Here is a 23,217-nt window from a genome sequence, read left to right as displayed (position 1 = left end):
CTCGGCGTAAAAGGCTAGACAGGTTGTCCGAGCGTCTGCTGCTGGCTTACTAAAGCGCTGATCGTGTCGACTCAAATCATTCGACGTTTCCGATTCTTTACGTCTCAACTGATTGACTGGACGATTTGCGCGCCCTAGCTTCCCGTTAAGTCTATACAGGCAATACCGATCCATCAGGAGATCGCATGGTCGCGACCAGGGGCGGCCCTCGCCCCGAAGGGTCCGCCCTTGGGGTGGACATCGGGGGCACGAACATCAAGTGGGTGCACCGTGCCGGCGCGGTGGTCGTCGCGCGGGGCACGCTGCCCACGCCGGCCGCCGGTCCCGCGCAGGTCGCCGCCACCATCGCCGAACTCGTGGGCGCGCGCACCGCCGAGGCCATCGGCGTGGCGCTGCCCGGCCATCTGAGCCCGGACCTGCGCTCCACCACCACCATTCCGAACATCGACGGCGAGTGGCAGGGTTACCCGCTTGCGGACACGCTCGAACGCGCGACCGCGAAGCCCGTCCTGTTGATGAACGACGCACGAGCGTTCGCCTCGGCGGAACTCGCTCTGGGCTCCGCGCGCGGTCACACCGACGTGGTGTTCATGACCATGGGCACCGGGATAGGCGGTGCGATCGCCCTGGGCGGCAGCGTCCTGCGCGGCCCCGGCGACAGGATCGGCGAAATCGGGCACATGACCGCCGCGCCCGGCGGAAGCCGCTGTGCGTGCGGAGCCCGCGGCTGCCTGGAGACGGTGTCGGGCGGCCGGGCGCTGGCAGTCGCCTGGTCCCGCGTCCTCGCCTCGCGCGGGACCGCGGACCACAACCGGACCGCGACACCCGAAGATCTGGTCCAGGCCGCCCAGTCGGGCGACACCACAGCCCGGGAGATCCTCGATACCGCCGCCACGGCAGTAGGTACGGTCCTGGGCAGCGTGCTGACCCAGCTCGGTCTCTCGACGGTCGTCGTGGGCGGTGGTGTGGCGCCGGCCTTCGGCGTGATGCGACCGGCCGTCGAACTGGCACTGCGCGACCGTCGGCGACTGATCGGACCGGTGACGTTCCTGGCCGCCGCACTCGGCCCGTACGCCGGCGCGATGGGGGCGGCGCTGAACGCCACGGCGCAGCCCCTCGCCGTCGCTTCGGCAGAGCCTCGGTTATCCGTGATCTGACGGTCCTTTAGCACCCGTCGACGAGCGGCGCGATCGGCGGACCGCCCTTCCTCCGCATCGGCGGGTGTCGCGCCGGCGAACGGCGTTCCGGCCTCACCGGCGGGCATCGCGCCGGCGAATGGGCTTCCGTCCTCATCGGTGGCCTCACACCCGGCGACCCCGCTTGGCCCGGCGAACGAAGCCGAACGAATCCTTGCCCGTCAGCCGTCAGCCGTCAGCCGTCAGCCCCACCTGCCAACCGGCCTCCCCATCCGCATCTCATCTGCATCCCATCCCCTCCCGACGCGCCTTCCGCGGCGCGGGATCCGGCGCCCAGTCGGCCGGCCGTCGCCCTCCCCGCTCGGCGGCCGGTTCCCATCACGCCCAGCCCAGGACGGTTTCCCGATGATCGACGCGTTCGTCGACGACGGCTCGGTACAGAACGAACCGCGCCCCTCCGAGCGGCCAGAGCACACCGCACGACAACAGTGGTGGCGCACCGCCGTCATCTACGAGGTGTACGTCCGCAGCTTCCTCGACAGCACCGGGGATGGCATCGGCGACCTCGCCGGTGTCCGCGCGGGCCTGCCGTACCTCAAGCGACTCGGTGTCGACGGCATATGGCTCAACCCGTTCTACCCCTCGCCGCAGTACGACCACGGCTACGACGTCGCCGACTACTGCGACGTGGATCCGGTCTACGGAGACCTGGACGAGTTCGGCCACCTGGTGGACGACGCGCACAGACTCGCGTTCAAGGTCCTCATCGACATCGTCCCCAACCACTGCTCCAGCCGCCACCCGTGGTTCCTGCAGGCCCTGGCCGAAGGCCCGCACGGCGGTCCGGGCAGATCCCGCTTCCACTTCGCCGAGGGCCGGGGTGCGGGCGGCGAACTGCCGCCCAACAACTGGCACTCCATGTTCGGCGGACCCGCCTGGACCCGGGTGACCGAGCCAGACGGCACGCCGGGCCAGTGGTACCTGCACCTGTTCGGGCCGGAGCAGCCCGACTTGAACTGGCGCAACCCCGAGGTCGGCGGCTACTTCGAGCAAGTACTGCGGTTCTGGCTGGACCGCGGCGTCGACGGGTTCCGCATCGACGTGGCCACCGGCCTCTTCAAGCATCCCGCACTGCCGGACTCCCCGGACCCGGCAGCCGACGCGCTCGCCCGGGACACGGTCAACCCCCTGGCGTGGAACCAGCCCGAGACCCACGGTGTCTGGCGCACCTGGCGCGCCATCTGCGAGGAGTACGCCGCACGGGACGGCATCGACCGGCTGCTCGTCGGAGAGGTGTCCGTGCGCACCCCGGCCGAGCAGGCCGCCTATGTCCGCCCGGACGAACTCCACCAGGCGTTCTTCTTCCACATGCTGACGGCCCCCTGGGACGTCGCCACCTTCCGCCGGGTCATCCAGGACGCGCTGCGGGACATAGCCGACACCGGGTCGACCATCACCTGGGTGCTCAACAATCACGATCAGGTCCGCACCGTCACCCGGTACGCGGCCTCCGCGCGTGCTCGCGCCGCCGCGCTGCTGATGCTCTCCCTGCCCGGCGCCGCCTACATCTACCAGGGCGAGGAGCTGGGCCTGCCGGAGGTCGTCGACCTGCCGGACGAGGTGCTCACCGACCCGATCTTCCATCGCAGCGGCAGCCGCGTGGGCATCCGGGACGGCTGCCGCGTACCGCTGCCGTGGTCGGGGCACATGTCCCCGTTCGGTTTCACCTCGGGCGAAGGCGTCGCCAAGCCTTGGCTGCCCCAGCCCGAATGGTTCGCGGAGCACACCACCGAGCGGGGCATGGCCGATCCCGATTCCTTCTGGCATCTGTACCGCGACGCGCTGCGGTTGCGCCAGAGCCTGCCGTCGCTCGGCAACGGGACGCTGCGCTGGCTGGATTCCCCGCCGCAGGTCCTGGCCTTCGTCCGCGGTGACGGGCTGGTGTGCGCCGTCAACTTCGGCGACGTCCCCTGTCCCGCCCCGGTCCACGGCACACCGCTGCTCGCGAGCGATCCCTGCCCGCCCGGCACCCTCCCTGGCAGCACTGCCGCCTGGTGGGTGGCCGACGGCCTCACCGACTGACCCGTTGTCCGTCGCAACACGTTCCGTACGTTCTTTCACAAAGGAGTGACCCAATGAATGGCAGAGCGGCAGTACTGACGGCCGTCGCCGTCCTGATGATCGGGGCCGCCGGGTGCGGCTCCTCGGACAAGGACGCCTCGACCGCCCCCGCAACCACCGGTGCGGGCGGCGCCTCCACGCTGGACCTGCCCAAGCTCGACGGGCAGAAGCTGCAGGTGGCCGGCGTCTGGACAGGCGCCGAGCAGAAGAACTTCCTCAAGGTACTGGCCCGCTTCGACGAGTTGACGGGGGCGAGCACCACCTTCGTGCCCACCGGCGACAACGTGTCGACCTTCGTCGGCAGCAAGATCCAGGGCGGCTCTCCGCCGGACGTGGCCCTGCTGCCCCAGCCCGGCGTGCTGCAGCAGTTCGCCAAGGAGGGCTGGCTCAAGCCGCTCCAGCCCGCCGTGACCAAGGAGCTGGACCAGAACTACAGCAAGGCCTGGCGCGACCTGAGTACGTACGAGAACAAGCAGTACGGCGTGTTCTTCAAGGTCACCAACAAGTCCTTGTTCTGGTACAACACGGCGATCTGGGAGCAGGCCGGACTGAGCACCACCCCCACCACCTGGGAGCAACTGCTCAAGGACGGTCAGACACTCTCCGACTCCGGCACCCCGCCGTTCTCCATAGGCGGCGCCGAGGGCTGGCTCGTGACCGACTGGTTCGAGAACATCTACCTCAGCCAGGCCGGCCCGGCCATGTACGACAAGTTGACGAAGCATCAGATCAAGTGGACAGATCCATCGGTGACCAAGGCGCTGACCACGCTGGGCCAGATCTTCGGCAGGCCCGATCTGATGGCCGGAGGCACGCGCGGCACGCTGCAGACCGACTTCCCCACCTCGGTCGGCCAGGTCTTCTCCGACCCGCCCAAGGCCGCGCTGGTCTACGAGGGCGAGTTCATCGCGACCAACATCACCCAGGAGACCACGGCCAAGGTCGGCACCGACGCCAAGGTCTTCCCTTTCCCGTCCGTGGACGGCGGCAAGGCGCCAGTGGTGAGCAGCGGCGACGTCGCGGTCGCGCTCAAGGACGGCGAAGGCGCGCAGGCACTGATGCGCTTCCTGGTTTCCCCGGAGGCGGCGGAAATCGCCGTACAGCAGGGCGGTTTCCTGTCTCCGAACAAGGCGGTCGCCTTCTCCAACTACCGCGACGACACCGTGCGGGGCATCGCGAAGAACCTGATCAAGGCCGGCGACAACATCCGGTTCGACATGTCCGATCAGGCGCCGGCCGCGTTCGGCGGAACCAAGGGGCAGGGGGAGTGGAAGGACCTGCAGGACTTCCTCGCCAAGCCATCCGACGTAGCGGGCGCGCAGAAACAGCTCGAAGCGGACGCCGCGAAGTCGTTCGCCAAGGCGGGCTGAGGCAGTCGCCATGTCACAGACCCTCTCCCCTCCGTCCCCCGCCGCCCCAGCGGCGGCGGGGGCACCCGCCCGCCGCAGGAGGAGGACGCTCCGAGGCCGTAGCTGGATCGCGGTCTTCTTCCTGCTGCCCGCGCTGGTCCTGCTCGGTGCGCTCGTGGTGTATCCGATCGTGTGGTCGGTGATACGCAGTCTCTTCGGCCCCGACGGATTCACGCACTTCGTCGGGCTCTCCAACTACACCGACGTCTTCACCGACCACCAGACCCTCATCGCCATCAAGAACAATGCGATCTGGGTCGTGGTCGCACCCGTCGCGGCCACCGGGCTGGGCCTGATCTTCGCCGTGCTCACCGATCGGATCCGCTGGGGCACGGCATTCAAGCTGGTCGTCTTCCTGCCGATGGCCATCTCCATGCTGGCCGCCGGCATCATCTTCCGGCTGGTCTACGACCAGGACCCCGGCAAGGGCGTGGCCAACGCGGTGGTGACCGGCGTCCACGACACCTTCTTCAAGGCATCGGCGTATCCCGGGGCCCATCCCCGCGTGGCGGGCCCCGGCAGCGGCACCCTGGCCGGGCCGGTCGGCGGCCCCTACACCAGCAGGCCCGTCAGCGCCGATGGCGGTCCGGCCACACTGCCACTGGTCGGTTTGCAGCCCAGCACGCTGACCGGCGCGACGCAGGCCGCTTCGCCGAGTGCCTGTCCGCAAGGTGCGTTGTGCGGCACGGTCTGGCTGGACTTCCAGCCGGGCGGCAGCACCCCCGGGAAGATCGACCAGGGAGAGAAGGCGCTGTCCGGCGTCCGGGTCGAGGCTGTGCGTGACGGGCGCGTCATCGCCACGGCGACCGCCGCCAAGGACGGCACCTTCGCCCTGCCCGCGAACCGGCTCGGCGCCTCACCGGTTCAACTGCGCCTGCCCGCCACGAACTTCACCGAGCAGTACGCGGGTGTCAACTGGCTCGGCCCGACCCTGGTCACCTGGTCGATCATCGGTGCCTACGTCTGGATGTGGACGGGCTTCGCGATGGTCCTCATCGCCGCCGGGCTGGCCGGGATTCCCCGGGAGTTGCTGGAGGCCGCACGTGTCGACGGCGCGAGGGAGTGGCAGGTCTTCCGCCGCATCACGGTGCCCCTCCTGGCCCCGGTGCTGGGCGTGGTCCTGGTCACGCTGATGATCAACGTGCTGAAGATCTTCGACCTGGTGGTTGTCATCGCGCCCGGCGCCAGCCAACAGGACGCCAACGTACTGGCCCTGCAGCTCTACCTGGCCTCCTTCGGCGGCGGCAACGACCAGGGCACCGGCAGCGCGCTCGCCGTGCTCCTGCTCGCCCTAGTGGCGCCGGCCATGTTCCTCAACATCAAGCGGTTCCGAAAGGAGAGGTCACGATGACAACCCTTCAGACCGCCCAGGCCGGCCAGACCGACACCATCGTCCCCACTGCCTCCGGCCGCCCGGGTCCGGGCGTTGCCGCCCGCGCGGCGCGTCGGCTCGTCGGCGGATCCACACGTCTGGTCCTGCTGGTGGTGGCCGTGTTCTGGCTGCTGCCCACCGTCGGCCTGCTGCTCTCCTCGCTGCGCGGGCCACTGGACATCGGGTCGTCCGGCTGGTGGACCGTGCTCACCAAGCCCGCGCAGCTGACCCTGCACAACTACACCAGCCTGCTGGACGACCCGGCGATCACGCATTCGTTCCTGAACAGTCTGCTGATCACTGTCCCTGCCACGCTGCTGGTGGTGATTGTCGGCTCACTCGCCGGGTACGTCTTCGCCTGGGTCGAATTCCCAGGCCGGGACTGGGTGTTTCTGCTCATCGTCGGCCTGCTCGTGGTGCCCCTGCAGGTTGCGCTGGTGCCCATCACCAGCCTGTTCGGGGATCTCGGGATCTTCGGCAGCATCGTCGGCGTCGTCCTCTTCCACGTTGCTTTCGGTCTGCCGTTCGCGATCTTCCTGCTCCGGAACTTCTTCGCGGGCATCCCTCGCGAACTGCTGGAGGCCGCCCGTCTCGACGGGGCGGGCGAGTTGTGGCTCTTCGTCAGGGTGGTGGTTCCGCTGGGAGGGCCGGCGATAGCTTCGCTCGGCATCTTCCAGTTCCTGTGGGTCTGGAACGACATGCTCGTCGCCCTCATCTTCGCCGACGCGGATTCGGCTCCGCTCACCGTGGCCCTGCTGCAGCAGACCCGCGCCTTCGGCACCAATGTCGACGTCCTGTCCTCCGGTGCCTTCCTCTCCATGATCATCCCGCTGGTGGTCTTCTTCGCCTTCCAGCGGCAGTTCGTCAGCGGCGTCATGGCAGGAGCGCTGAAGTAAGCCGCTCGTGCTCGCGTCTCCGGGCCCGGACCGGACAACTGCCCGGTCCGGGCCCGGAGACGCGAGGCGTTCCAGCCCCCGCCCCAGAGGGCCGTACCGCCAAGTGAGGTGACCGGCGGCGCCCCCTGGGAAGCGCCTTGGGAAGCGCCTATGGAGGCGGGCCTTTTCCGTTCTTTTGTGGGGATGGGCGTTGCCGCGCCCGATGCTCCGCCGAAGTGAACGCACAGCGGCACTCCAGCCAACTCCCCACAAGACACTGCTCCTTGGCACCCGAGGGACCTCATACTCGCTGAGGTCCCATACGGCACTCCCAGGGAGGCAGAGCATGGCCCTCACCACCCGTCGCAGAGCACTCACCACCTTCGCCGCCGCCCTCGCGGGCTCGGTCGCCGTGCCCGCGTACGCGCAGGCGAGCGAGCGGAAGCACGGCCCGCGCCCGCTGTGGCGTGCCCACGCGCACAACGACTACCTGCACCCCAGGCCCCTCTTCGATGCTCTGGACCACCGATTCGGCAGCCTCGAGGCCGACATCTTCCTCGTCGGCGACCAGCTCCTGGTGGCCCACGACGCGGTCGACCTCGACCCGGCCCGCACCCTCGAGTCCCTGTACCTCGGCCCGCTCGCCCGCCGTGTGAAGGCCAACCACGGTTCGGTGTACCGGGGTTACCGCAAGCCGATCCAGCTCCTGATCGACCTCAAGACCGAGGGCTCTTCGACGTACCTCGAACTCGACCGCCATCTGCGCCGCTACAAGCACCTGTTCACGACGTACGCGCACGGACGGGTCTTCCCCGGCCCGGTCACCGCCGTGATATCCGGCGACCGCGCGGCCCGTACACCCATGGAGGCCCAGACCGTACGGCGCGCCTTCTACGACGGCCGTCTCGCCGACCTCGGCAGCCCGGCGCCCGCCTCCTTCATCCCGCTGATCAGCGACAACTGGACGCTCAACTTCACCTGGCAGGGCATCGGTCCGTTCCCCGAACCGGAGCGCCAGAAGCTGCGGAGCATCATCGCGGCGGCCCACTCGCGCCGTCAGAAGGTCCGCTTCTGGGCCACGCCCGACCTGGCCGGCCCGGCCCGTGACGCACTCTGGGGCGAACTACTCGCCGCCGACGTCGACTACATCAACACGGATGATCTCGCGGGGCTCGAGAAGTTCCTGGACGCCAACCAGCGGGCGTAGCCCAGCGCTTGCACAAGCAGTCAACACACGATCGGCGGACACGTCAGCCGCCCGGACGAACTCCCCGCTACGTCACACTTGCGGCCGAAAGCCGCGATGTGGGCGTGGCGGAGGAGGTTGACGATGGCCATTTCCATCTCTGTGGTGCTGCTGCTCGTGGTGCTGGCGGTGATCTTCATGCGCAATGGGGCGCTGAAGATCCCGCACGCCTTGGTGTGCATCCTGCTCGGTTTCTATCTCGCGAGCACGAGCATGGCGCCGACCATCCACGAGGGCATCTCGGCGACAGCGGACATCGTGGGCAGCCTGAGGCCCTGAGGCCCTGAGGCCCTGAGGCCCTGGCAGGGCTCGACGCCGCCTATGGTCGGGAGAACACACCGATCCCGTTCGGCACCGGGCGTTCGGCTCCGGCGCTGGGATGGTTGCGTACGCTCACCGCAGCCGCACCAGGCTCACGTGCGACCAGCGTCGTGGACCCGCCGCCGTCGAGGCTGAAGGCGTCGACGGAGCCCAACTGCCGCATCGTGGTGGCCACTTCGGCGATCGTGAGACCGGTACGGAACTCGGGCGCCCCGTCCAGCGCGAGCAGCGTCAGCCGTTTGCCGCCGTCCGAGATGCCCGCCGCGGTGCGTACCGCCGAGGTCGCGTTGTCGAGGCCGGCGAGCGGCTGACCGTCCCTCAGCACCGGGTAGCCGCCCACCACGAACCGGTACGGAATCCTGGACGCGGCCGCGACCAGGCGGTGCCGCACCTTGACCCGCTCGCCCAGCGACAGCTTCCGCAACTGCTGGGCGCCCGCCTCCCGGCCGACCAGGACGGTGGTGCCGTACGCGATGGGACCGCTGCCGGGTGTGTCGGACCAGGACACGACGCGGCCGTCCTTGACCGTCACCTCATAGGTGTCGGCACTGCAGGGCGCGGCCCGGTCGGTGTCCGTGCCGCAGGTGGCCCGCACCCGGGAGACGGAGCCCCAGTCCGAGGTGAACGCGCCGACGGTACCGACCGGCAGCGCGTACTGGTTGAGCCCGCCGAGCGGCAGCCGTGTCTCACTCGTACGGACAAAACCGTCGAGGGCCAGGCTGTCGAGGCGGGCCCGGCGGTCGGTGCCCACGCCCAGCACGTCCTTCGTGCTCGTAGCGGGCGGCAGGGCGGGACCGAATCGCTGACCGTCCGGAACCGCCGCCTTGAGAGTGCGCCAGCTCGCGATCGCCGGACCGACGGACGCGCCCGTCGCCTCGACCCCTGGATGCTGGACCTCGCTGATGTTGAAGAAGTCGCCGTTGACGCCTGCGACAGCGCCGCGCCCATCGGCCAGTTGGGAGACGGGGGCGCGGGCCGCCACCGCGCCGGGGTGCATGAGGTCGACACCCACCCGGGGATTGCGGAGATCGACATCGATCACATGCGCGTGCACCATACCCTTGGCGGCCGGAATGTCGAACTGCGTGTACTTCACGCCCGGCGTGATCTGGACGGCGCCCTGCGCACCGCCGGCCGGTGCCGCCCCCACCAGGGCTGCACCGGCCAGCACACTCCATACCGCGAGAACCGTCAGCACGGTTCTGAACCGTCCGCGTCCCATACCGCCCCCTGATGTCTCCGCCGTGTCCTCAATGAGCCCAGAACACAGGGGAGTTCACCACAGGATGGTTGCCGCGCCGATGCTATGTACCGACGAGACGCGAACGGATCAGAAAACGCACTCCTTCGGGTGCCTCCAGCGAGAATCCACTGCCCCGCCCCTCCACCACGTCGACGATGAGCCGGGTGTGACTCCACACCTCGTACTGGCTCTTCGACATCCAGAACGACACCGGCTCGTCCATGCCCTCGACGGTCAGCGAGGCCAGCAGCACATCGGAGTCACCGGTCCGGAACTCGCCCTCCGGATAACACATGGGCGCACTGCCGTCGCAACAGCCACCGGACTGATGAAACATCAGCGGACCGTGAACGGCGCGCAGGCGACGCAGCAGTTCGGCAGCGGCGGACGTCAGCTCCACACGCGGGGCGGGTGAGTTCACCGGGCATCACTCCTCAGCGCTTGCCGGTGCTGGACGGTGACTCAGCCAACCAACTGCCCCGTTGCAACAAGGTTGCACGCGGAGAAGTGATCTGGCAGCGCTGTGACCGGCCACCGCCCGACCCGGTGTCTTCAGGCCCCTGCCACTGGTTCGGAGGGCTCGTGCTCGCAGGCATCGTCGATGCCGTACGTGTCCCAGGCGGGGAACGGATCGATGAGCGGCGTGCTCTCGCCGTCCCTCATCAGGCAGCCGGCCAGCGCCGCCCGCAGCGCCTCGGCGCGCAGCCCGGTGCCGATGAACACCAGCTCCTGGCCGGAGGGACCGTCCGCCCCACGGGCACCGGAGGGCTCGAAACGGGCGACGGAACCGGCCTGCGACCACAGCCCCGTCACCTGCGGGCGGCTCGCCAGCCAGAAGAAGCCCTTGGACCGCAGGACCTGCCCGAAGGCCCCGCTGTCGAGCTCTTCGGTGACGAAGGTCCACAACCGCCCGGGGTGGAACGGCATTGGGGAGCGGAAGACCGTGGAGGAGATGCCGTACTCCTCGGTCTCCGGGACGTGGTCGCCGTTGAGCTCCATGACCCAGCCCGGCGCCTGCTGGGCGCGATCGAGGTCGAACAGCCCGGTGCCGAGCACCTCGCCGACATTCACCCGGCCGTGGGCGACGGGCACGATCCTCGCCACGGGGTTGAGGCGGGTGAGGGTCGCCCGGAGCCGGGCCGCGCTCTCGTCGTCGACCAGGTCGAGCTTGTTCAGCACGATGACGTCGGCGAACTCGATCTGGTCCATCAGCAGGTCGCTGACGGTGCGCTCGTCGTCCTCGTACTGGTCGAGGCCCCGCTCGGCGAGTTCGTCGCCGTCTGTCAGCTCCGGCAGGAAGTTCGCGGCGTCGACGACCGTGACCATGGTGTCGAGCCGGGCGAGGTCGCCGAGTACGGCTCCGTCGTCGCGGGCGAAGGCGAAGGTGGCGGCGACCGGCATCGGCTCGGAGATGCCGCTGGACTCGATGAGGAGATAGTCGAAGCGGCCTTCGCGGGCCAGCCGGTCGACCTCCTCCAGCAGATCGTCGCGCAGCGTGCAGCAGATGCAGCCGTTGGTCATCTCGACCAGACGTTCCTCGGTGCGCGAGAGTGCGGCCTCGCCGCCGCGTACAAGGGCGGCGTCGATGTTGATCTCGCTCATGTCGTTGACGATGACCGCGACGCGCAGTCCCTCACGGTTGCCGAGGACATGGTTGAGCAGGGTGGTCTTACCCGCGCCGAGAAATCCGGACAGCACGGTCACGGGCAGCCGGTCGTCCGCCATCGCGCTCAGTCCTCGGGGTGCAGCAGACCGCGCTCGTACGCCTTCACCAGCCGCTGCGGCACCTGGTGGACGGTCCCGTCGATCGTGACCGGCACGAGCTGCGGGGTGCTGGCCTTCCACTGGGCACGGCGGTGACGGGTGTTGCTGCGGGACATCTTCCGCTTGGGAACGGCCATGGGGTCCTCCTTGGTGAGCGAGCGACCTCGACGCTACATGAAAATGGATCCCATTACGAAATAGTCTGCCGCGTCGATGGCGACGAGATCGCTTCCGTCGGCCCCGTTCGCCCCGGCGGGTGGGTCAGGCCGATACGAGGCGGAGGATCGCGGTGCCGTCGGGGCCTGGCACCAGTTGCAGCGCGACCGTGCCGGCCTCCTTGGCGGGCGGCTCCCCGGCCCCTCCGCACTGGGTGCCGCTTCCGTTGGCGTAGAAGAACGTGGTGCAGCCGCTGCCCTCGCCGCTCGCCGTGCCGCCGGCCGAGCTGCCGTTGGTGCTGGTGCCCTGGGTGACCTTGTAGCCGACCTCGTTCTTGCCGACCTTGGTCACGGACAGCTTGGCGGGACCGGCGGGGATCTTGAAGTGGATCGTCACCGGCTTGGACACCGCGATCTCGCAATTGCCGTCGGCGCAGGCGCCGGTGTCGGTTCCGTCGGCCGCCGTCACCTTCGGGGACGGGGACGGGGACGGGCTGGAGGCGGAGGCTGACGGACTCTCAGGGGTGCTGTCGGCACGGGAGTCCGCCGACTCGGTAGTGCTCGCGCCTGCCGTGGCACCCCCGGAGTCATCGCCGGAGCCGCCGCAGCCTGCCACGGTCAGCAGGGTGAGCGTCGCCAACAGGGCACTGCCCGTCAGTCGTCCCGTACGTCCTGCCGTGGTCAGCCTCGCCATGGTGTCCCCATCCCTTTCGCGTCCCGTCCGAGAGCAGGCGGCGAGTCTATTGAGGGGCCGGGGGGAGGGGTCCCCGAACGGCCTCCTGGGCCATATGGCCGTGACACGGGACGTTCGGCCCAGGGTGTGAGGCGTTCGCGGGCGGCAGGCTCGTAAGGGCAGGGATGGAACCTTCCGCCGGCCGGTGAGCGGCACCCACCAGAGAACGTTCGCTCGCGTCGCGTAGAAAGGCAGGCCGTTGCCATGACCGCTATCAGCACCATGACGAGCGCGCTTTCCGTGGATCACCGCGGCAGGCTGATGCGCGCGGCCCGTGAGGTGTCCATCCCCCAGGGGAGTCGCCTCTTCGAGGAGGGTCACCGGGCCGACCGGTTCTGGATCATCCGTAGTGGAACGGTCACCCTGGACATGCATGTGCCCGGGCGCCGGTCTCCCGTCATCGAGACACTTGGGCACGGCGAACTCGTCGGCTGGTCCTGGCTGTTCGCCCCGTACGTGTGGCAGCTGGGCGCGGAGGCCACGTCGCCGGTGCGCGCCTACGAGTTCGACGCGCAGACGGTTCGTGTGATGGGCCAGGCCGATCCCGCGCTGGGCGCGGCCGTCGCGCAGTGGGTCGGCGGGGTCCTCGCCCACCGGCTGCAGGCGGCCAGGACCCGGCTGCTGGATCTGTACGCCCCCTACGGCAGCGGCGGTCTGCGGTGACGGCGGGTTCTGCCGCGCGGAACGACTGACTTGTGTATCCGGACGACGGTTTCCGCGAGTTCGACCGGCAGGAGTGTGTGAGCCTGCCGGCGAAGTCTCCCGTGGGCCGGATCGTCCACACGCGTCAAGGCGCTGCCCGCCATCCTGCCGGTCAACTTCCGCCTGGACGAGGACGGCGCGGTGCTGCCGCTTACGGCCGCGGGCTCGGAGCTCGTCCGCGCGGTCGACGGCTTCGTCGTCGCCTTCGAGGCGGATGAGGTCGATGCCGCCACGCACTCCGGATGGAGCGTCGTCGTCACCGGCCGGGCCGCGGTGGTGACCGGCCCTGCCGAGTAGGAGCGGCTGTCATGGGCCGGCCTGCGCTCCTGGGGGCCGCCTCGCCACGCGAGGTCTTCGTCCGCATCGAGGCTGATCTGGTCGCCGGGCGCGAGCTCGTCGGCGGGCGCACCATGTACGGCGTCGACCTCTCCTCCTGAGCGCCGGTCGCAGGCGTGCGCTCATTTCGCGCACCGGGGCGGACGGTCCGTCAAAACACCTCTGTGGGCTCCAAATGCGCGCGTGTCAAGGAGAGTTGCCTGGGTAATCTGATTACCCGGTGTGTGTGGCGCTCGGGGGAGGCAACATATGGCAGAGCCGCGCAATAGTGACGGGGGAGACGACGAGGAAGAGGAGAGGCGGCCGTGGTACGGCATCAGTCGATGGCTCGCCGGCTTCTTCGCTGCCATTCCTTTTGCGGGAGTGATCAGTCTCGTTCAGGACTGGTTCGGAAAGCGCATCAGTTCGACGCAGACTGGTCTCCTGAGCGGAATTCTGATCATGCTCGCCTTTCTGGTGTACGGCGTGGTGTCCAGCGCCCTTGACGGGGCCAGGGAGGCCAGGCTCACCCGGGCGAAGGTCGCGAAACTGAGCAGGGAGACACACCGGTCCTTCGACGAGTTCCGGGAGCGTGTCGGCTCGTTCACGAAGTACTACCCGGCTCGCCATGGCCCGGTACAGGATCATTACACGCAGGCCGCGCGCCTCTACGAGGAGGCCGGGAAGGTCATCGACAGTGCGCGGGACGGCGATGAGATCTACGCCGTGAACTCCTTCGTCGAGATCTTCCACCAGGATCCGGATCCGGAGATCGAGCGGCTTCAGGACGAGTATCTGAATCGTATTGAGCGGTGCCTGGACCGGCGGGTGAAGTACCACCGGCTGATACAGCTGGAGAACCTTCAGTCGCTCGACAGTCCTTCGAGTTTGCTTTCCGACTGGGTGGAGAAGAGCTACCTCCGTCACTACCGTCGCTCGATCGAGCGACGGAGCGAAGCGGCGGGAAACATCGTGGATGTGGACGCGGTGCCGGCCAAGTATCCGATTTCGTTCGTCGTCCTCAAACGGAAGGCCGCAAACGGGGTGACAGGCGGATCGATCATCTGGCAGATCAATGAACACGTTCAGCGCAATGGCCAGCTCGAGGCCGCCCATCTCCAGTTGACCGGAATCTTCATCATCAGGAATCCGCAGGGCGATCTGACGGACCGTCTGCTCGACCTGTTCGAGCAGTGCAACCGGCACAGTGTGCGACTGACGCTGCACCACCTCCGCGACCGGAACGGCGGCAATGCCTGACCAGCGGCTCGTCATCGAGCGACTGCTCCTGGTCATCGACGCACAGGACTGGGCGGCGCTGCCCGGCCTGTTCACGGAGACCGCGCGCTACGAGCGCCCCGGATACGCGCCGCTGCACGGGCGGGCGGCCATCGACCACTTCTACCGAGAGGTGCGCATCGTGGCGGGCGGCGCGCACCGCCTGTACGGCTGTGTCTCGGGGACGTACGAGGTCTGCTGCTGGGGTGAGTTCACAGGTGTCTCACGCACGGGCGAGCCGCTGAGCGAGCTGTTCTGCGACTGGTTCGAGATCGAGACCGACGGCGGACTGATCGTGTCGCGGCGCACGTTCTTCTACCGGCCGGCGATCTGACGGGGTGCCACCCCCTGACCTGCCCCGTCAGATCGCCGCCTTCATGGTGGCTTCTCCGCGCTCCTTCTTGAGCGCGCGTCAGTCGTGGGGGACGACGGCGACGGGGGCCTTGGCGTGGTGCAGGATCGCGTGGGCGACCGGGCCCACATGCATTCCGAGCGGGGGCCGGTGCTTCGTGCGGCCCACCACCACAAGGGCGGCGCGCTCGGCGGCCTGGAGCACCGCTCCGGAGGCGAAGGACAGGTCGACGGTCTGGGTGACCTGCACCTGGGGGTACTTCTCCTGCCACGGTGCGAGGGCCGCCGACAGCGCCTCTTCCTTCAGTGCCGCCAGACCGCCCGCCTGGCTCGCCAGTTGACCGGCGGCCGCGCCGTATCCGTACAGGGCGGGCAGATTCCAGGCGTGTACGGCGCGCAGGGTCGCCCCTCGGGCGGCAGCCGCCTCGAAGGCGAACTGCAGCGGCTCATCGGCCGGATCGCCCAACTCCTGGATTGCGACCACAACTTCGTCACCGGGGGCCTCGGCGGCGGCGTGCTTGTCCGCCCGCACCATCACGACCGGGCCCGCCGCGTGGGCGAGCACCTGCTGGCCGACGGAGCCGAGCAGGAAGCCCGCGATGGTGCCGTGTCCGCTGGAACCCAGCACCAGCATGTCGGCCCGCTCCGCCTGCGTGAGAAGCACCTCGGCGGCCGTACCGGCGATCTGCTCGGTACTGATCGGCAGATCCGTATACCGTCCCGCGAGGTTCTGCTCCGCCTCGCGCAGTATCCGCAGGGCCCAGTGCCTGCGGACCTCCGGGTCCTGGGCGATGGGCACGTCCTGCGGCTGCCAGAGCCAGGCCTGCACCAGACGCAGCGGCAGCCGACGGCGCTGTGCCTCGCGGGCCGCCCAGTCGGCGGCGGCCAGACTCTCGGGGGAACCGTCGACGCCGACGGCGATGGGGCGAAGCATGGGGTACCTCCGGGGTCCGATGCGGCGGGCGGCGGGTGCTGTCCCCGGCCCTTTCATGAGCTTCGTACGGACGCGACCATGTCGGCCATGGGCCAGTGGTCCCGGCCGAGGGCCGACCGGCCCGCCCGCCCTGATGCGCGCCAATTCGGCGTGCCGCGCCAGAGGTTGGGAGATCTCTCAGTAGCCGCGTACGGCCGTATCCGGACCGTTTGTTCACTTCCCGTACTCCGGGTGGTATGTCTGTGCCGCTGTGACTCGGGTGCCCACGCTGCGGCCTTCGCGGGTGATCTGGATCACATCAGCGTTCTGTCAGGTAACTGTCCGGAAGGCGTCAGTCCGGTCCGCTTCCATGTGCTCATCGAGGCCTTCGGCCAGCGCGTCGCCGGTCTCCGATCCGATCCCTTCGGAGCCCCCACCACCGAGGAGAGACATGGCCGACACCGTGACCGGCTGTCCCGCGCACGCGAGCGCGCCGCTTCCCGAGTATCCGATGCGCCGGGCCGCAGCGTGCCCGCTCGCCCCGCCGCCCGCCGTGGAGCCCTTGCGGGCGGAGAAGGGGATCAGCAAGGTCCGGATCTGGAACGGCGGCACGCCCTGGCTGGTGACCCGGCATGCCGACCAGCGAGCCCTGATGACCGACCCCCGCGTCAGCAACGACGACTGTGAGCCCGGCTTTCCGCACGTCAACGCGCACCGGGCGCAGATCGCCCCCCACACCCCTAAGTTGATCACCAACACCGATGCGCCGGAGCACACACGGCTGCGCCGCTCGGTCAACGGGCCGTTCGTCGTCAAGCGGATCGAGGCCATGCGGCCCACCATCCAGAAGATGGTCGACGGCATGATCGACGACATGCTGGCCGGGCCGAAGCCGGTCGACCTGCTCACGGCGCTCGCCCTGCCGGTGCCGTCGCTGGTCATCGCCGAACTGCTCGGCGTTCCGTACAAGGACCACGCGTTCTTCCAGCGCAACGCGGGCCTTGTCCTGGACACTTCGCTCTCGGCGGAGGAGGCGATGGCGGCGAGCCGCGAACTGGGCCAGTACCTGGACACCTTGTTCAGGGAGAAGCTCGACAACCCGGGCGACGACGTGCTGTCCGAGATGGCCGGCCGGGCCAAGGCCGGCGAGATGGCCCATGTGGAGGCCGTCAACATGGGCGTGGCCATGCTCATCGCGGGGCACGAGACCACCGCCACGATGATCAGCCTCGGTACGCTCGCCCTGCTGCAGAACCCCGACCAGCTCACCGTGCTGCGCGACACCGACGACCGGAAGGTGATCGCGAACGCCGTGGAGGAGCTGCTGCGCTACCTGACCATCCTCCAGACCGGAGTGCGCAGGGTCGCCAAGGAGGACATCGAGATCGGTGGTGTGGTGATCCGTGCCGGGGACGGCATCATCTTCGATCTGCACGCCGCGAACTGGGACCCGGAAGCGTTCCCCGAGAGCGAGCGACTGGATCTGAGCCGACCCGCCCGTCAGCACCAGGGATTCGGCTACGGCCCCCACCAGTGCCTGGGCCAGAACCTCGCCCGACTGGAGCTCCAGGTCGTCTACGGCACCCTCTACCGCCGCATCCCCACCCTGCGACTCGCCACGACCATCGACCAGTTGGAGTTCGACCACACGGGCACCACCTATGGCGTCCATTCCCTGCCCGTCACCTGGTGACCCACCCCGTACCGCCGTATCGCAGAAGGAAGCAACCATGCGTGTGGAACTGGACGAGCCGAAATGCGTGGCATCGGGGCAGTGCGTCATGGCCTCCCCGGACGTCTTCGACCAGCGGGACGAGGACGGCGTCGCCATCCTGCTGGCCGAGACACCTGACGACGACCTCCTGGACGAGGTGCGCGAAGCCGTGGCGATCTGCCCGGCCGCGGCCATCCGGCTGGTGGAGGAGTGAGGCCGCTCCTCTCCGCGAGACTGGTAACGACCCCTGAAATCAAGGAGGTTGTCGATGGCGGACCGTCCTGAGGTTCTCGTGGTCACGGGGGCCGGAGGCATGGGCTCGGCGGTCGCGCGGCGGCTGGGCAGCGGGCGTACCGTGCTCGTCGCCGATGCCTCGCTCGCGGGGCTCGGCCGGCTCGTCGATGCCTTGTGCTCCGAGGGCTATGCCGCTCAGGGCGTGGTCACCGATGTGTCCGACCGGAAATCGGTCGAGAAGCTCGCGGAAACGGCGTCGGGCGAGGGCCGGTTGGCCGCCGTGGTGCACACCGCGGGGGTGTCCGCCGCGACCGCGTCGGCGCAGAAGATCTTCGAGGTCGACATGGTCGGCACCGTGCACGTGATCGACGCCTTCGAGAAGGTGGCCGCCCGGGGCACGTCCCTGGTGTGCGTCTCCAGCATGGCCGGTCATATGGCGTCCCTGAGCCGGGAGGAGGAAGCCGTCCTTGCGACGGCTCCCGCGGAGGAACTGATGGGGCTCGACGCCGTCGCCGCCGTCGGGGACAACGCGATCGGCGCCTACATCCTCTCCAAGCGCGCCAACCACGTACGGGCCGAGGCCGCCGCGCTCGCCTGGAACCGGCGCGGTGCCCGGATCAACACCCTCAGCCCGGGCGTGATCTCCACCGCGATGTCGCGGGCGGAGGCGGAGTCGGACACCGGCGCGCACATGCTGCGGATGCTGGACGCGTGCGGCGCGGGCCGGATGGGAACGACCGGGGAGATCGCCGACGCCGCGGCATTCCTCGCCGGCCCGGAATCGCGCTACATCACCGGCACCGACCTGCTCGTCGACGGCGGTCAGGCCGCCTGGATCCGCCGGCACAGGCCGGCGGACTGACGGCCAAAGACCGGCCAACGGCACGCCGTACAACGGTAGTTGCTTACGGACAGCACGGACAGCACGGACAGCACGGACAGTAGAGAGGACACGGATGTCCAACCCCCACAATCCGTCCGCCACCACACCCTTGACCTCGGAGGAACTGACCCCCGAGGAACTGGGTTTCGACCCGGACGCCCTGCGCGAGAAGTACCGGGCCGAACGCGACCGCCGGATCCGTCCGGACGGCAACAGGCAGTACCAGCCCCTCGTCGGCGAGTTCGCCTCGTACGCAGACGATCCGTACACCAAGTTCGTGCCGCGGGAGCCGCTGCACGACCGGGTCGAGGCACTGGTCGTCGGCGGCGGGTTCGGCGGTCTGCTGGCCGGCGCGCGACTGCGCCAGGCGGGAGTGCGGGAGATCCGGGTCATCGAGCAGGCCGGGGACTTCGGCGGCACCTGGCACTGGAACCGGTATCCCGGAATCCACTGCGACATCGAGTCGTACGTCTACATGCCGCTGCTCGAAGAGCTCGGCTACGTCCCGAAGTGGAAGTACGCGCCGGGAGAGGAGATCAGGCAGCACGCACAGGCCATCGGGAAGCACTTCGACCTCTACGACGACGCCTGCTTCCAGACCCAGGTGACCGAACTGCGGTGGGACGAGGACGAGTTGGAGTGGATCGTCGCCACCGACCGCGGCGACCGTATGCGGGCGAGATACGTGGTCGTGTCGAGCGGAACGCTCAGCCAGGCCAAACTGCCCGGCATCCCCGGTATCGAGACGTACCGGGGGCACGCCTTCCACACCAGCCGCTGGGACTACGCGTACACCGGCGGCGACGCCAACGGGAACCTGCACAAGCTGGCCGACAAGCATGTGGCGGTCATCGGCACCGGCGCGACCGCGATCCAGGTCGTGCCGCATCTGGCACGCGACGCCCAGCACCTGTACCTGTTCCAGCGCACCCCGTCCTCGGTGGACGTACGCGGCCAGCGCCCCACGGATCCGCAGTGGGCGAAGTCGCTCACTCCCGGCTGGCAGAAGCGCCGCAGGGAGAACTTCCTCGCGCTCGTCACCGGTGGGCGGGCCGGCGAGGACCTGGTGAACGACGGCTGGACCTCCACCGCACGGCTGCAGCAGAAGCTCATCCCGAGCAACAGCTACACGGACGTGTCTCCCGAGGAGAGGGAACGGCTGTACGAGCTTGCCGACTTCCAGAAGATGAACGAGATCCGCGCCCGCGTGGACGCGATCGTGGACGACCCGGCCAGGGCCGAACTGCTCAAGCCCTGGTATCGCTATATGTGCAAGCGGCCCACCTTCAGCGACCACTACCTCGACACGTTCAACCGGCCCAATGTGACCCTCGTGGACACGGCTGATCACGGGGGCGTCGAGCGCATCACCGAGGACGCGATCGTGGTCGGCGGGAACGAGTACGAGGTCGACTGCATCATCTTCGCGACTGGTTTCCAGGTCGGCGCCTCGGGGATCCTGTCCGGACTCATCCCGGTGCACGGCCGTGGCGGTGTCAGCCTGCTGGAGACCTGGATGAAGGAGGGCCCGAAGACGCTGCACGGCTTCTACAGCCACGGTTTTCCCAACCTCTTCCAGCTCGGCCCGCTGCAGAACGCCAGCGCCGTCAATTTCGTGCACGTCCTGGACGAGCAGGCCACCCATGTGGCCGCGGTCGTCGGCGAGGCCCGCGAGCGGCGGGCCCGGTACATCGAGCCGAGTGCCGAGGCGGAGGCCGCCTGGGTGGCCACGATCCGGGAGAAGGCGGCCGACCTGCACGCCTTCCAGGCCGAGTGCACACCCGGCTACTACAACAACGAGGGCAGGCCGAGGAAGCGCAGCGAGTCGTACGGCGACGGGCCGGTCGTGTTCCACGAACTGCTCCGGCGCTGGCGCGAGGACGGTGGCATGCACGAGGTCCTCGTCGAAGCCGAAGCCGAAGCCGAAGCCGAAGCCGAAGCCGAAGCCGGAGCCGGAGCCGGATCCGGAGCCGAATGAGTCAGGCCGAATGACAGGGGGAGTGAGCATGGAGCCCAGCCGCTACGACGACACCGGCCGCCGGTCCGCCACGAGCAGCCGGTGGGAGATGAGACGGCTCAACCGGCCGAACCGGCTGTGGGGTTCGAACGGCGTGACCTTCGGGCCCGACGGGCGGCTGTACGTCGCGCAGTTCATCGCCGGGCAGATCAGCGCCGTGGATCCCGCCTCGGGGGACGTCGACGTGGTGGTGCCGCTGGACGGTCCGGTCCAGGCGCCGGACGACCTGGCCTTCGGGGCGGACGGTTCGATGTACATCGCGGACCTGACGCCGGGCAGGGTGTGGCGCCGGAGCCCCAAGGGCGAGTACACCCTGGTCTCCGACGAGGTGAAGGTGCCCAACGGCATCACCTGCGTCGGTGACCGCCTCTTCGTCAACGAGATGAAGATGGACGGCCGCCTGCTCGAGCTGTTCCCGGACGGCGGCGACCCGGTCGTGCTCACCGAAGGGCTGGCCCTCGGCAACGCGATGCAGCTCGGCCCGGACGGCTACCTCTACTACCCGCACATGCTCACCAACCAGGTCTGGCGGATACCCCCTGACGGAGGCGCCCCCGAACTGGTCGCGGAGGACGTGCACGAGCCGGTCGCGGTGCGCTTCGACCAGGGCGGGGTGCTGACGGTTCTGTCGCGCGGCGTGGCCGGCATCGTGACCCGTATCGATCTCTTCGGCAGCGGCGACCGGTCGATCGTCACCAGCGGTGTCGTCGGCCTGGACAACGCGGCCTTCGACGCCGAGAACCGCATGTACGTCTCCAGCTTTGCCAGCGGCGGCGTCACTCAGATGCACCCCGACGGCCGGATCCGCGAGATCGTGCCCACCGGACTCGACGGCCCCTACGGGGTGACGATCGACCTCGGCGGCACGGTCTACGCCGCCGACCACTACCGCGTGGCGCGCCCGGAGCCCACCGCCGACGGTGAGCCGGGCGAAGTGACCACGCAGGAGCTGCTCATCTTCACCCACGGCATCACCGCCGCGGACGGGCTCCTGCACCTCACCTCCCAGTACGGCAACGTCCAGACCCACGACCCTGTGGAGAAGACCACGCGGCAACGGGCGGCCGGGCTGAACCAGCCGTTCGGTATCGCGGTGGGGCCGGACGGCTTCCTCGTGGTCGCCGAGTCGGGCGCCGGCCGGGTCGTACGGATCGACGAGCGCGACGACTCCGTCACCGTGCTCGCGGAGGGGCTCGACCACCCCGTGGACGTGGCCTTCGACGTGGAGGGGCGTTGCTATGTCAGCGACGACCGGCGCGGGGCGGTGCTCCGGATCAGCGAGGGGGTCGACGGGGGAGAGGCGGTGGCCGTCGCGGAGGGGCTCGGCGCACCGCAGGGGCTGGCGGCCCTGGGCGACGAACTGTTCACGGTGGACACCGAGCACCGCAGGCTGCTGGCGATCTCCCTCGCCACGGGCGAGACCAGGGTCGACGCCGAGGACCTGGCGGTCGGCCTGCCCCCAGGGACCGGTCACACCGAACAGCCCGCGCTGTTCGCCCACGGTATGCCCGGCTCTCCCCGCCAGTTCGCCGGTCTCGCCGTCACTCCGGAGGGTTCCCTGCTTCTCTCGGCCAACGGCGAGGGGAGCGTGCTCAAGCTGTCTCCGCGGCGTGCACCATGAGGGGCGTACCGGAGCGCGGGTGGCCGGCCGGGGACGGGTGGATTTAGTTGAGTTAGGCAAGAAGCTGGTAAAGTGATCCCTATGTCCACACCAACGCCGGCCACCACCCCCGCCTCCACGGAAGTGATCGAGATCGAGCGGGCGCTGACGCGCATCGCTTATCTCATGGGCCGAACGCGCCAGCACGACCGGCTCATGGCGCTGGTCGGAGTGCCGCTGGACCGCGCCGCCGTGGCACTTCTGCGGCAGATCGACGACTCCGAGCCGATGCGTCCCGGCGAGTTGGCGAACCGGCTGGCCGTGGAGGCCTCGCATGTGACCCGACAGGTGCAGCAGCTGGAGAAGGGCGGCTACGTCACCCGCGTACCCGACCCCGACGACCGCCGCGCCCAGCGCATCCAGATCACCAAGGCCGGCCAGGAAGCCGTCGACCGCATCCGCGAGATGAGCGCCCGCGGTATGCAGATGGCCCTGTCCGACTGGTCACCCCAGGAACTCCAGCAGCTCGCCACGCTTTTCCACCGCATGGTCGACGACTTCCTCTCCTACGCCGCAGAAGTCGGCACGGGAGAGGAAGCCGGCCCGGCGGCACGCAAGCCCTGACCCGCTCGCCGTGAGGGCGGGGCGGGTCAGTACGGCCGGTCCCCCTCGATGGCGACGCGCTCCGCCACGCGGCGGTGCGGGGCGTAGTCGTTTCCGCGATCCGCGATCCGCGATGCACAGGGGCACGGTGGCGGGGTGCATGCCGCGATTCTGAGGCCGCTGTCGCGGTCCTGCCAATGACAGCCAGTTGACGTGCCGACGACAGACGGTT

The 23,217-nt window shown here is 69.0% G+C and carries 22 protein-coding genes and 1 pseudogene; 17 read left to right on the top strand and 6 right to left on the bottom strand.

Annotated features, from left to right (window positions below):
* Positions 1–185 precede the first annotated feature (185 nt).
* From ACGFNK_RS24530 to ACGFNK_RS24500, 7 genes are all read left to right on the top strand, one after another.
* Positions 186–1,157: an ROK family protein gene (locus ACGFNK_RS24530; protein ID WP_393419188.1), complete on the top strand. Its 972-nt coding sequence runs from the start codon at positions 186–188 to the stop codon at positions 1,155–1,157.
* Between the two features lie 384 nt (positions 1,158–1,541).
* Positions 1,542–3,218, top strand: coding sequence for a glycoside hydrolase family 13 protein (locus ACGFNK_RS24525; protein WP_393419186.1), 1,677 nt, complete (start codon positions 1,542–1,544; stop codon positions 3,216–3,218).
* A gap of 53 nt (positions 3,219–3,271) precedes the next feature.
* Entirely contained in the window at positions 3,272–4,627 is a 1,356-nt protein-coding gene (locus ACGFNK_RS24520) for an ABC transporter substrate-binding protein (protein WP_393419184.1), read from the top strand.
* A 10-nt stretch (positions 4,628–4,637) separates the two neighbouring features.
* Complete coding sequence (locus ACGFNK_RS24515) at positions 4,638–6,017, top strand: carbohydrate ABC transporter permease (protein WP_393419182.1); 1,380 nt, start codon at positions 4,638–4,640, stop codon at positions 6,015–6,017.
* Positions 6,014–6,934 (top strand): carbohydrate ABC transporter permease, encoded by a 921-nt coding sequence (locus tag ACGFNK_RS24510; protein ID WP_386343240.1) that lies wholly within the window; start codon positions 6,014–6,016, stop codon positions 6,932–6,934. The genes ACGFNK_RS24515 and ACGFNK_RS24510 overlap by 4 nt, the downstream gene beginning before the upstream one ends.
* 325 nt (positions 6,935–7,259) lie before the next feature.
* Complete coding sequence (locus ACGFNK_RS24505; protein WP_393419180.1) at positions 7,260–8,120, top strand: phosphatidylinositol-specific phospholipase C/glycerophosphodiester phosphodiesterase family protein; 861 nt, start codon at positions 7,260–7,262, stop codon at positions 8,118–8,120.
* Between the two features lie 123 nt (positions 8,121–8,243).
* Complete coding sequence (locus ACGFNK_RS24500; RefSeq protein ID WP_386343238.1) at positions 8,244–8,438, top strand: hypothetical protein; 195 nt, start codon at positions 8,244–8,246, stop codon at positions 8,436–8,438.
* A gap of 40 nt (positions 8,439–8,478) precedes the next feature.
* Here ACGFNK_RS24500 and ACGFNK_RS24495 read toward each other — a convergent pair whose 3' ends face one another.
* From ACGFNK_RS24495 to ACGFNK_RS24475, 5 genes are all read right to left on the bottom strand, one after another.
* Positions 8,479–9,702 (bottom strand): phosphodiester glycosidase family protein, encoded by a 1,224-nt coding sequence (locus tag ACGFNK_RS24495; protein WP_393419178.1) that lies wholly within the window; start codon positions 9,700–9,702, stop codon positions 8,479–8,481.
* A gap of 82 nt (positions 9,703–9,784) precedes the next feature.
* On the bottom strand, positions 9,785–10,144 hold the full coding sequence (locus ACGFNK_RS24490) for a DUF779 domain-containing protein (RefSeq protein ID WP_386343236.1): 360 nt from the start codon (positions 10,142–10,144) through the stop codon (positions 9,785–9,787).
* Positions 10,145–10,275: 131 nt separating this feature from the next.
* Positions 10,276–11,448 (bottom strand): GTP-binding protein, encoded by a 1,173-nt coding sequence (locus ACGFNK_RS24485; RefSeq protein ID WP_393419175.1) that lies wholly within the window; start codon positions 11,446–11,448, stop codon positions 10,276–10,278.
* A gap of 5 nt (positions 11,449–11,453) precedes the next feature.
* Positions 11,454–11,624 (bottom strand): 50S ribosomal protein L32, encoded by a 171-nt coding sequence (rpmF, locus tag ACGFNK_RS24480; RefSeq protein ID WP_165338983.1) that lies wholly within the window; start codon positions 11,622–11,624, stop codon positions 11,454–11,456.
* Between the two features lie 124 nt (positions 11,625–11,748).
* On the bottom strand, positions 11,749–12,336 hold the full coding sequence (locus ACGFNK_RS24475) for a hypothetical protein (protein ID WP_393419173.1): 588 nt from the start codon (positions 12,334–12,336) through the stop codon (positions 11,749–11,751).
* Between the two features lie 243 nt (positions 12,337–12,579).
* Between ACGFNK_RS24475 and ACGFNK_RS24470 the strand changes: the two genes are divergently transcribed.
* The 4 genes and pseudogenes from ACGFNK_RS24470 to ACGFNK_RS24455 all read left to right on the top strand — a co-directional run bounded on the left by ACGFNK_RS24470 (position 12,580) and on the right by ACGFNK_RS24455 (position 15,004).
* Positions 12,580–13,038 (top strand): cyclic nucleotide-binding domain-containing protein, encoded by a 459-nt coding sequence (locus tag ACGFNK_RS24470; RefSeq protein WP_393419171.1) that lies wholly within the window; start codon positions 12,580–12,582, stop codon positions 13,036–13,038.
* Between the two features lie 32 nt (positions 13,039–13,070).
* A pseudogene (locus tag ACGFNK_RS24465) lies at positions 13,071–13,514 on the top strand (pyridoxamine 5'-phosphate oxidase family protein).
* Positions 13,515–13,662: 148 nt separating this feature from the next.
* The gene (locus tag ACGFNK_RS24460; protein ID WP_393419169.1) at positions 13,663–14,652 is read left to right on the top strand and encodes a hypothetical protein; all 990 of its coding nucleotides are present in this window, start codon (positions 13,663–13,665) and stop codon (positions 14,650–14,652) included.
* Positions 14,645–15,004 carry a nuclear transport factor 2 family protein gene (locus tag ACGFNK_RS24455; protein WP_393419167.1) on the top strand — a complete coding sequence of 120 codons (360 nt, stop codon included), beginning with the start codon at positions 14,645–14,647 and terminating at the stop codon, positions 15,002–15,004. Before ACGFNK_RS24460 ends, ACGFNK_RS24455 begins: the two co-directional genes overlap by 8 nt.
* Positions 15,005–15,082: 78 nt before the next feature.
* Here the strand turns inward: ACGFNK_RS24455 and ACGFNK_RS24450 are convergent, their stop codons facing one another.
* Complete coding sequence (locus ACGFNK_RS24450; RefSeq protein ID WP_393419165.1) at positions 15,083–15,955, bottom strand: universal stress protein; 873 nt, start codon at positions 15,953–15,955, stop codon at positions 15,083–15,085.
* Positions 15,956–16,385: 430 nt separating this feature from the next.
* Between ACGFNK_RS24450 and ACGFNK_RS24445 the strand changes: the two genes are divergently transcribed.
* The 6 genes from ACGFNK_RS24445 to ACGFNK_RS24420 all read left to right on the top strand — a co-directional run bounded on the left by ACGFNK_RS24445 (position 16,386) and on the right by ACGFNK_RS24420 (position 23,006).
* Positions 16,386–17,627, top strand: a complete 1,242-nt coding sequence (locus ACGFNK_RS24445; RefSeq protein WP_393419163.1) for a cytochrome P450 — start codon at positions 16,386–16,388, stop codon at positions 17,625–17,627.
* A gap of 37 nt (positions 17,628–17,664) precedes the next feature.
* Positions 17,665–17,862 carry a ferredoxin gene (locus ACGFNK_RS24440; protein WP_393419161.1) on the top strand — a complete coding sequence of 66 codons (198 nt, stop codon included), beginning with the start codon at positions 17,665–17,667 and terminating at the stop codon, positions 17,860–17,862.
* Between the two features lie 54 nt (positions 17,863–17,916).
* Positions 17,917–18,744: an SDR family oxidoreductase gene (locus tag ACGFNK_RS24435; protein WP_393419159.1), complete on the top strand. Its 828-nt coding sequence runs from the start codon at positions 17,917–17,919 to the stop codon at positions 18,742–18,744.
* Between the two features lie 94 nt (positions 18,745–18,838).
* Entirely contained in the window at positions 18,839–20,743 is a 1,905-nt protein-coding gene (locus tag ACGFNK_RS24430; protein WP_393419157.1) for a flavin-containing monooxygenase, read from the top strand.
* Between the two features lie 28 nt (positions 20,744–20,771).
* On the top strand, positions 20,772–22,403 hold the full coding sequence (locus ACGFNK_RS24425; protein WP_393419155.1) for a hypothetical protein: 1,632 nt from the start codon (positions 20,772–20,774) through the stop codon (positions 22,401–22,403).
* 81 nt (positions 22,404–22,484) lie between these two features.
* Entirely contained in the window at positions 22,485–23,006 is a 522-nt protein-coding gene (locus ACGFNK_RS24420; RefSeq protein ID WP_388668601.1) for a MarR family winged helix-turn-helix transcriptional regulator, read from the top strand.
* The last annotated feature ends 211 nt before the right edge of the window (positions 23,007–23,217 follow it).

It is taken from the genome of Streptomyces sp. NPDC048825, assembly GCF_043198355.1.
GTDB classification, from domain to species: domain Bacteria; phylum Actinomycetota; class Actinomycetes; order Streptomycetales; family Streptomycetaceae; genus Streptomyces; species Streptomyces xiangluensis.
The sequence above is the reverse complement of the archived record's forward strand: the minus strand, read 5'-3'. Positions and strand labels throughout refer to the sequence as shown.

Bases quoted from the DNA above. Each gene is read 5' to 3' on its own strand.
- ACGFNK_RS24530 (WP_393419188.1), top strand. From the start codon at position 186: ATGGTCGCGACCAGGGGCGGCCCTCGCCCCGAAGGGTCCGCCCTTGGG.
- ACGFNK_RS24525 (WP_393419186.1), top strand. From the start codon at position 1,542: ATGATCGACGCGTTCGTCGACGACGGCTCGGTACAGAACGAACCGCGC.
- ACGFNK_RS24520 (WP_393419184.1), top strand. From the start codon at position 3,272: ATGAATGGCAGAGCGGCAGTACTGACGGCCGTCGCCGTCCTGATGATC.
- ACGFNK_RS24515 (WP_393419182.1), top strand. From the start codon at position 4,638: ATGTCACAGACCCTCTCCCCTCCGTCCCCCGCCGCCCCAGCGGCGGCG.
- ACGFNK_RS24510 (WP_386343240.1), top strand. From the start codon at position 6,014: ATGACAACCCTTCAGACCGCCCAGGCCGGCCAGACCGACACCATCGTC.
- ACGFNK_RS24505 (WP_393419180.1), top strand. From the start codon at position 7,260: ATGGCCCTCACCACCCGTCGCAGAGCACTCACCACCTTCGCCGCCGCC.
- ACGFNK_RS24500 (WP_386343238.1), top strand. From the start codon at position 8,244: ATGGCCATTTCCATCTCTGTGGTGCTGCTGCTCGTGGTGCTGGCGGTG.
- ACGFNK_RS24495 (WP_393419178.1), bottom strand. From the start codon at position 9,702: ATGGGACGCGGACGGTTCAGAACCGTGCTGACGGTTCTCGCGGTATGG.
- ACGFNK_RS24485 (WP_393419175.1), bottom strand. From the start codon at position 11,448: ATGGCGGACGACCGGCTGCCCGTGACCGTGCTGTCCGGATTTCTCGGC.
- rpmF (WP_165338983.1), bottom strand. From the start codon at position 11,624: ATGGCCGTTCCCAAGCGGAAGATGTCCCGCAGCAACACCCGTCACCGC.
- ACGFNK_RS24475 (WP_393419173.1), bottom strand. From the start codon at position 12,336: ATGGCGAGGCTGACCACGGCAGGACGTACGGGACGACTGACGGGCAGT.
- ACGFNK_RS24470 (WP_393419171.1), top strand. From the start codon at position 12,580: ATGACCGCTATCAGCACCATGACGAGCGCGCTTTCCGTGGATCACCGC.
- ACGFNK_RS24460 (WP_393419169.1), top strand. From the start codon at position 13,663: ATGGCAGAGCCGCGCAATAGTGACGGGGGAGACGACGAGGAAGAGGAG.
- ACGFNK_RS24455 (WP_393419167.1), top strand. From the start codon at position 14,645: ATGCCTGACCAGCGGCTCGTCATCGAGCGACTGCTCCTGGTCATCGAC.
- ACGFNK_RS24450 (WP_393419165.1), bottom strand. From the start codon at position 15,955: ATGCTTCGCCCCATCGCCGTCGGCGTCGACGGTTCCCCCGAGAGTCTG.
- ACGFNK_RS24445 (WP_393419163.1), top strand. From the start codon at position 16,386: ATGGCCGACACCGTGACCGGCTGTCCCGCGCACGCGAGCGCGCCGCTT.
- ACGFNK_RS24440 (WP_393419161.1), top strand. From the start codon at position 17,665: ATGCGTGTGGAACTGGACGAGCCGAAATGCGTGGCATCGGGGCAGTGC.
- ACGFNK_RS24435 (WP_393419159.1), top strand. From the start codon at position 17,917: ATGGCGGACCGTCCTGAGGTTCTCGTGGTCACGGGGGCCGGAGGCATG.
- ACGFNK_RS24430 (WP_393419157.1), top strand. From the start codon at position 18,839: ATGTCCAACCCCCACAATCCGTCCGCCACCACACCCTTGACCTCGGAG.
- ACGFNK_RS24425 (WP_393419155.1), top strand. From the start codon at position 20,772: ATGGAGCCCAGCCGCTACGACGACACCGGCCGCCGGTCCGCCACGAGC.
- ACGFNK_RS24420 (WP_388668601.1), top strand. From the start codon at position 22,485: ATGTCCACACCAACGCCGGCCACCACCCCCGCCTCCACGGAAGTGATC.